The organism is Faecalicatena contorta (assembly GCF_021531995.1).
Lineage (GTDB): Bacteria > Bacillota > Clostridia > Lachnospirales > Lachnospiraceae > Dorea_A > Dorea_A contorta_A.
Genome location: NZ_JAFBIZ010000283.1, coordinates 1 through 698, shown reverse-complemented (window position 1 = coordinate 698; position 698 = coordinate 1). Strand labels below are relative to the sequence as shown.

General features: G+C 35.0%; 1 protein-coding gene. It reads left to right on the top strand.

The genetic code is table 11. From position 1 onward, the window contains the following. Positions 1-67: 67 nt before the first annotated feature. Positions 68-698: AraC family ligand binding domain-containing protein (locus tag JQM82_RS15955; protein ID WP_235251403.1), on the top strand; the 631-nt coding region annotated here is incomplete at its 3' end.

Below are 698 nucleotides of genomic sequence, written 5' to 3'. Positions count from 1 at the left end.
TATAATGGCTGATTAGACTCAAAATTAGTCTGGGAAGATTGTCATACAGAGGAGAGAAAGTATTACTATGAGTGTGAAGAAAAACGTAGAATTCCGATATTATGTTATACCCAAAGATGAGGTTGTACTTCCGTTGATGGGGTCAATATGGAATAAAGAATATGGTGAAGGAAAGGAACGGCTGCATTTTCATAATTATTATGAAGTAGGGATATGTCATGAAGGCGAAGGGGAGATGATTCTGGGAGAGCGGGAAATTCCTTTTTATGCGGGATGTGTGTCAATCATTCCACAATCGGAATTACATACTACGAATACATTTGGTAAAAAGGCATATTTTGAATGGATATATTTCGACATATATGAATTTTTGAATGAGATATATCCGGATGATGAAATATTGAGAGAGAATATGCGATATACTATTGAAAAGCAGGGAAAGCTGTTAACCCCGGACATGGATATACGTAAAATTCAATTCCTCATTAAAGGTATCATCGGTGAGTTTCAAAGTAAAGATTATATGTACCGGGACATGGTTAAATATATGCTTTTAATGCTTGTGATAGAAATTGTAAGAGTGTTACAAAAAAAAGATATGCCGGAAAGAGTGCTGATAAAGAGGACGGATATATTTCCGGCCATAGCACATATTAAAGAAAATTACAATTCTGTTATTAAGATTGGAACTCTTGCAC